Source organism: Photobacterium sp. OFAV2-7 (assembly GCF_022347985.1).
Taxonomy (GTDB): domain Bacteria; phylum Pseudomonadota; class Gammaproteobacteria; order Enterobacterales; family Vibrionaceae; genus Photobacterium.
The window spans coordinates 1-6,363 of record NZ_JAKRFQ010000232.1 but is presented as its reverse complement, the minus strand read 5'-3'; the positions used below and the strand labels follow the sequence as shown (position 1 = coordinate 6,363).

Genomic DNA, 6,363 nt, shown 5'->3' with positions numbered 1-6,363 from the left:
AACCACCACACGCGAGAACGCGCGGGATATCAAGGTACGCCTGAATGTTCTTCTCGTTAATACCGCCAGTCGGCATAAAGCACACATCCTGATAGGGCCCAAGCATGGCCTTCAACATAGGGATCCCGCCCGAGGCTTCTGCCGGGAAGAACTTCAGAGTTCTCAGACCCATCTCCATGGCTTGCTCGACCAGGTAGGGGCTGTTTACGCCAGGGATAATGTCAATACCGATCTCTTGGCAGGCTTTGACAGTCTTTGGGTTGAAGGCAGGGGTGACAACGAAGCTTGCACCGGCTTCTTTGGCCTCGATGGCTTGCTCGGGAGTCAGTACCGTTCCCGCACCAATTAACATCTCCGGGAAGTGCTTGCGTGCCGCGCGGATGGCATCAGCTGCCGCTGTAGTACGGAACGTGATTTCGGCGACTGGCAGGCCGTTGTCACAGAGTACTTTTCCCAGTTGGATCATTTGCTCCACGGTGTCGACCACGACAACTGGAATCACTTTATATTGTTGTAGCTGTTCGTCTAATGTCATCTTATTTCACCAAGTGTTCAGTGTGTTCTTTAGGAATAATCGCGCCGCGATGCTGGATAACGATGCTTGCCAATGCGTTACCACGTTGGCAGCATTCAACCAGAGTCAGGCCGGATATATAGCCAGACAGGAAGCCGCCGTTGAATGAGTCTCCGGCCGAGGTGGTATCCACCACCGTCTTAACCTCTTCGGTGGCAACATGGATGGGCTTCGTGATTTCTCTTCCTCCGATCAGGCAGCCGTTGGCTCCGAGCTTGACGATCACCTCCTTAACACCGTGCTGCTCCACAAGGCGGGCGACTGTCTCGTATGGGCTGGCATCTCCCCAGATATGCGCTTCATCATCAAATGTGACGAGGGCGAGATCGGTGGTATCGTACATACGGGCGTAGTTGCTTCGTACTTTGTCGATAACTTTTACCTTGTCCTTATCCTTGTCTTTGTCCCAGAGCACTGGTCGGTAGTTGCTATCGAAGGCGATGGCGATCCCGGCCTGCCTGAAACGGCGGATGGTACTCAACATGGTGTCCCGATCACTATCGTCCAGGATCGCCAAGCTAATGCCGCTAAGAAACACCAGGTTAGCCTGCTGGATGATGGTCTCTTTGACTTGCTCGAACTCCGGGTGCTTCACCATATGGCTGGCTGGCGTGTTTGTCCGCCAGTACATAAAGGTACGCTCGCCCTTTTCATCGAGTTGGATTAGATAGGCGCCGACTGTGCGGGCTGGGTCAGTGAGTACCAATGAGGTATCGATGCCTTCGGCTTCCCAGCGTGCCTGCATTCCTTTGCTGAGGGGATCGGCACCAAGCGCCGTGACATACGATACCTGTGTACTGCCAGAGAGACATCGAGAGGCGTATACCGCGGCATTAAGCGTATCACCACCGAATGTCTGCTGCATTTCGCCGAATGGCCTGCCGTTTAGCTCAACCATGCATTCGCCAATAATCGCGATTCTGTTCATTGGGTTCCACTCAAAAAAATCCCCAACACCAAGCGGCGGTGTTGGGGCTGTTCCCTGTAAGCCAGCTTACTTCAGGCTCCACTTTGCAACTATTTCTTCAGCGCGATTCAGGATCTCCGAGCTTGGGGAAGAGTGGACGAACGCGGCGTTGGCACGGGCTTGCTCAACAGTATGGGCCCCCGCGATAACCGGCCCCACTTCGTCTTGGGCAACCAGCCAGTGAATGGCAAGGTGCGCCAGAGGAATTTGGGCTTCGTCTGCCAGCCCTTTAAGCTCTTCGACACAGTTGAAGTAGGGTTCGAATGCTTCTCCGTTGAGTTTGGGGTTGTTGCGGCGGTCGTCGTTTTCGTCCCAGTTCCCCGAGCGCTTTAACGCCCCTGTCAACAGGCCTTGCATCAATGGCGAGTAGGGCAGGTACTTCATATCATTCTCTTTACAGAACGGTAGCGCTTCGTCACGGGCACGATACTGCAAAGGAATGTTATGGTAATGCTCCGGGTTCTGTTCAAGCAGGTTGTATAGACCCTGGAAGGTTGCCACTTCAACGCCTGACATCATTTCACGGGTCATATCCAGCGAGTAGTTGGACACGCCCACATGACGGATCTTGCCTTGCCGTTTCAGCTCTGCCAGCGCTTCGGCAGTTTCAGAAATTGGCGTGTTTGGATCCGGCCAATGCACCTGATAGAGGTCGATGTAGTCGGTTTTGAGGCGCATCAAAGACTGGTCGACTTCACGAAACAGGCTTTGGGCAGTAAGATCATTTCTGACCTGTTTATTGCTGTCCCATACCAATCCGCATTTTGTTGCCAGTACAACCTTGGAGCGGTCAATCCCCTCGAGGGCCTGCCCTAGCACCGTTTCCGCATGTCCCAGTCCATAGACTGGCGCGACATCGAAAAAGTTAACGCCGTAATCGATAGCAACCCGAATCGCTTCCATCGATTCTTTGTCAGAAACATTGTTCCAGGTTCCACCAATTGCCCAGCAACCGAAGCCTAAAGCTGATGCCTGAATATCTTTGATTGTTTTTACTTTCATTGTTTTTCCTGCTTGCCTGTCGGAGGCGTATTACTGTTTTTCGAGAATGCGTTTCTCTAAGTCAGTAAGGGATTCGTCTACGGTTTGACGCCCTTCAATGACATTAGTGATGGCGGCGCCCAGTCCGTGCCAGTAGCTCATCATTTGCGGGATGTTCGGCATAACGTCGCCGTTGCGGGCATTAACCAGCGAGGCGTGTACCCTAGAATCGTCTTCGAGCTCTTTCGAGAAAGCTTTTAGTGCCGGTACACCAATAGGGACCTGACTGTTCATGTAGCGAAGCGATTCGATTGACAGGAGATAATTTTCGATAAACTCCTGAGCGATATCTCCGTTCGGTGAGGCATTGTTAATACCCGCCATAAGGATGCCGACAAAAGGACGTGACGGTTTGCCTTCGAATTTTGGAAGCTCGGCCACTCCGTAGTTGACGCCTGTTTTGTCTAGGTTGGCCCATGCCCAGGGGCCATTGACCGTCATCGCTACTTCACCTTTGTTAAAGGCGGATTCGGCATAAGCGTAATCCATATCCGGCGACACCAATTTGTCATCAATCATCCGCTTGAGAAAGGCCATTGTCCGCTTGGCTTCAGGTGTATTTACCCCGGTTTTATCCGGATTGAACCCCTTAGCGTTGTGTTCAAAGACATAAGCCCCGGCACTGGAATATAGAGGGTGGGTAAAATAGGGGGTTTTCACATCCCAGGCGATGGCCTTCTTGCCTTGTGCCGAGAGCTTCTTATCAAGGCCGAATACATCTTCCCAGTTTTTTAGCGGCTCTTTGACAAGATCTTTGTTGTAGATAAGGGACACAGATTCAGCCGCAATAGGGTAGCCGTAAAGTTTGCCCTTGTAGCTGACGGCATCCCAGGAGAAAGCTTCGAACTTGTTTTGGAAATCCTGCGCGGGTTTGACTTCACGAACCAGCCCGGATTCGGCATAGCCGCCAAACCGGTCATGGGCGAACACCATAATATCCGGTCCCTTGCCGACAGAGGCGACCTGAACAAAACGCTCTTCGAGACTTACCGGGAACTCGACGTTTACCTTGATGCCGGTATCTTCCTCGAACTTTTCTACGGCATATGTCATGCCCTTCTGTCCTTTGTCCATCGGCATCCATATGGTGAGTTCGCTTTCGACGAAAGCCGCCGCGTTGAAGGAATTTAGGGCGCAGGCAACCGCCATACCCAGTAGAGTATGTTTTTTCATAATTCAGACCTATTGTTTCTGTTGTGTTTAGTGAGTAGTGCTAATGATGTATTGGAATGGTTCCAGCGTTCTCTCTGCGCGGTTTTGTAATGATTTATAGTGCTGAACGTCTGCCGATAAATTGATGGTTACTTCGACCCGGTTAGACCCTTTTTCACGAACAAAGGTAATCACAGACGGGTTGTCAGCATAAATAATGGTTGGCATGGCACCAAACGGGCCGTTCCACAGTGCGCAGTTATCGTGTTTTAGTTTCAGCAGGTTGGCGTAAAATCCCTGCAACGCAAAATCTTTCCAATCAATCGGATCTTTCTCAAAAAATTCCAGCCTTTTGTCTAAATATGACTCTTGTCCGTTATATATCAGTGGCATACCGTATAGGGTGGCGGCAAGAACGGCGAAGGCCTTGAATGAATCGCCAAAAAACTCGGCATCACTTGCTTCCCAGGTGTTCTTATCGTGGTTGGTTGTGAATAACATACGATAAGCATCCGCTGGGTATTGGCTGAATAACTGATCAATGTATTGCGGGATGGCGCTAACGGTCTTTTCGCCTCTGGCTATAGCTCCCATTAACTCATAGAAGCCCCAGTCATAGGTCATATCGAAAGCCTTGTCATGCAGGTCAGGCGATGACCATTCGGCAAGCATGAATAGGTGCTTGATCTGATTCAACTGCTCGGTGGCAAATTCCCAGAACGATGTCGGCACCAACCCCGCGACATCGCAACGAAAACCGTCAATATCAAACTCGCGCACCCAGTAAGCCATGGCATCTGTCATACCCTGCCACAACTCTCGGTTTTCATAGTTCAACCCCAGAACGTCGGTCCAATATTCGGTCTTTTTTTCGTCGACATAGGTGTAGGGATAGAGCTCACCTTTCTCATTGCGCTTATACCAGTCGGGATGTTCATCAACCCAGACATTATCCCAGGCGGTGTGATTGGCGACCCAGTCGATGATTAGGTACATGCCCATTTCATGCGCCGTTGCCACGAGCTTTTTCAGATCTTCCGTGGTTCCCAGCGCCGGATCGAGCGCCAGGTAGTCTTTGGCGGCGTACTGACTGCCAAGTGTGCCCTTGCGCTCTTTCTCCCCCACCGGATGGATAGGCATTAGCCAGAGAATATCGATGCCCATGGCTTTCAGGCGAGGCAGGTGCTCCATGAATGCGTTGATCGTTCCTTCTTGGCTGAACTGCCGTAGATTGACTTCGTAGATATTTTTATCTTTTGTCCACTCAGGATGATTAAAACAATCCATGTCGAGTGTGCTCCTTTTTAAGTTTGAATTATGCTTTTGGCTTGCCGGTCGATTCCCGGACAATGAGATCCACGGGGGATACCGTTTTAAGCTCAGACGGACTGACGCCCGAAATCAGTTTGGTAATAGCATCTGCAATGGGCTCGCTTGAGTCGGTTAGTGGCGAGCAGGTCACCGTCATTGGCGGATTAAACTCGCGTGTCTCGAAGTGAGTGATGCCATCGTCGTGGGCAATCACCGAGATGTCCGAGCCAATTTCAACTCCTAGCTCGTTTGCGGCCATATACAGGCCGTAGGCCACTTTGCTGCTGGAGCAGATGTACGCTGTAGGCCTTTGATCATCTCTAAGGATTTCTAGCGACAGCTCGTGCCCGTCTTTGACCGAAGGGGGGCAGTGGAAGATCTCGCATTCCTGCGGATCTAGTCCAAGCTGCTGGATCTTGTTGTTGAAGCTGTCATTGCGGGCCTTAGCAAAGGCAAGCTTTTCATCGGTACTGAGAAAAGCTATTTTGGTATGGCCGAGTTGATAGAGGAGATTAACGGCTTTTTCTGAGATGGATGCGTTATCGATATCATAGTACGCATAGTCCAGATCACTCATATCGTGGCCGTGAACAACAAACGGAATACCTTTTTCAGCCAGATACTTAATGCGCTCATCGTTGACCAGCGGTGCTTTGATGATCATGCCGTCAATGGCACTTTTCGAAACAAAGTTGGTTAAGGCTTGTAGGTTGTCACCCTGCAGCGATGAGTTGATCAGCAGATCGTAACCTCTTAGACCCAGATTGTTACTGATGTAAGAGAGTTCTTTTAGAAACGTCGGGGCACAAACCAGTTCGTCGGGCGATTGCAACATAATGCCGACCATTTTGGATTTCCCGGTAGCAAGCTTCTGAGCAACGCTGTTTGGCTTGTAGCCCAGCTCTGCGGCAGCCTCTATCACACGCTTGCGTGTCTTTTCATTGACCTCCGGATACCCATTCAGCGCACGACTTACGGTCGCCATTGAAAGGCCGAGGTGTTTAGATATTTCAGATAGTGTCGTCATCGTAATTTCAAAGTAATTTAAAGCGCTTTAAATTTACAAATTGATCAGTAACCAATCAATAGTAAGCTTCTATAAGTGTGATGGTGTTTACGAAATGCGCAAGAATTTAAAGCGCTTTAAATTTTTTCAAATTTGGCTGGAAATGATGGGTTTTTTGGGGGGGTATAGAGTTTTTTGTTGATAATCAGTTGCTTAAAATCGAGCAGTTCTGAAAGCTTGCCAGTTGGTGTGTAAGTGATGGATTTTGGGAAGGCTTTTGTTCCCTCCACTTTTCAAGGGGAGGGTTAGAGA

Annotated in this window: 6 protein-coding genes; all 6 read right to left on the bottom strand. The window is 50.2% G+C overall.

Annotated elements, in window-relative coordinates:
• Window positions 1-535, bottom strand: a 535-nt coding sequence (gene eda, locus MHN01_RS13145) for a bifunctional 4-hydroxy-2-oxoglutarate aldolase/2-dehydro-3-deoxy-phosphogluconate aldolase (RefSeq protein WP_239411759.1), incomplete at its 3' end; no start/stop codon positions are given.
• A gap of 1 nt (window position 536) precedes the next feature.
• Complete coding sequence (locus MHN01_RS13140; RefSeq protein WP_239411758.1) at window positions 537-1,502, bottom strand: sugar kinase; 966 nt, start codon at window positions 1,500-1,502, stop codon at window positions 537-539.
• Between the two features lie 66 nt (window positions 1,503-1,568).
• The gene (locus MHN01_RS13135; RefSeq protein ID WP_239411757.1) at window positions 1,569-2,543 is read right to left on the bottom strand and encodes an aldo/keto reductase; all 975 of its coding nucleotides are present in this window, start codon (window positions 2,541-2,543) and stop codon (window positions 1,569-1,571) included.
• 30 nt (window positions 2,544-2,573) lie between these two features.
• On the bottom strand, window positions 2,574-3,755 hold the full coding sequence (gene malE / locus MHN01_RS13130; protein WP_239411756.1) for a maltose/maltodextrin ABC transporter substrate-binding protein MalE: 1,182 nt from the start codon (window positions 3,753-3,755) through the stop codon (window positions 2,574-2,576).
• Between the two features lie 27 nt (window positions 3,756-3,782).
• A complete protein-coding gene (locus MHN01_RS13125) occupies window positions 3,783-5,021 on the bottom strand; it encodes an alpha-amylase family glycosyl hydrolase (protein WP_239411755.1) in 1,239 nt (412 codons plus the stop codon).
• A 28-nt stretch (window positions 5,022-5,049) separates the two neighbouring features.
• Complete coding sequence (locus tag MHN01_RS13120) at window positions 5,050-6,072, bottom strand: LacI family DNA-binding transcriptional regulator (protein WP_239411754.1); 1,023 nt, start codon at window positions 6,070-6,072, stop codon at window positions 5,050-5,052.
• Between the last annotated feature and the right edge of the window lie 291 nt (window positions 6,073-6,363).

Bases quoted from the DNA above. Each gene is read 5' to 3' on its own strand.
- MHN01_RS13135 (WP_239411757.1), bottom strand. From the start codon at position 2,543: ATGAAAGTAAAAACAATCAAAGATATTCAGGCATCAGCTTTAGGCTTC.
- MHN01_RS13125 (WP_239411755.1), bottom strand. From the start codon at position 5,021: ATGGATTGTTTTAATCATCCTGAGTGGACAAAAGATAAAAATATCTAC.
- MHN01_RS13140 (WP_239411758.1), bottom strand. From the start codon at position 1,502: ATGAACAGAATCGCGATTATTGGCGAATGCATGGTTGAGCTAAACGGC.
- MHN01_RS13120 (WP_239411754.1), bottom strand. From the start codon at position 6,072: ATGACGACACTATCTGAAATATCTAAACACCTCGGCCTTTCAATGGCG.
- malE (WP_239411756.1), bottom strand. From the start codon at position 3,755: ATGAAAAAACATACTCTACTGGGTATGGCGGTTGCCTGCGCCCTAAAT.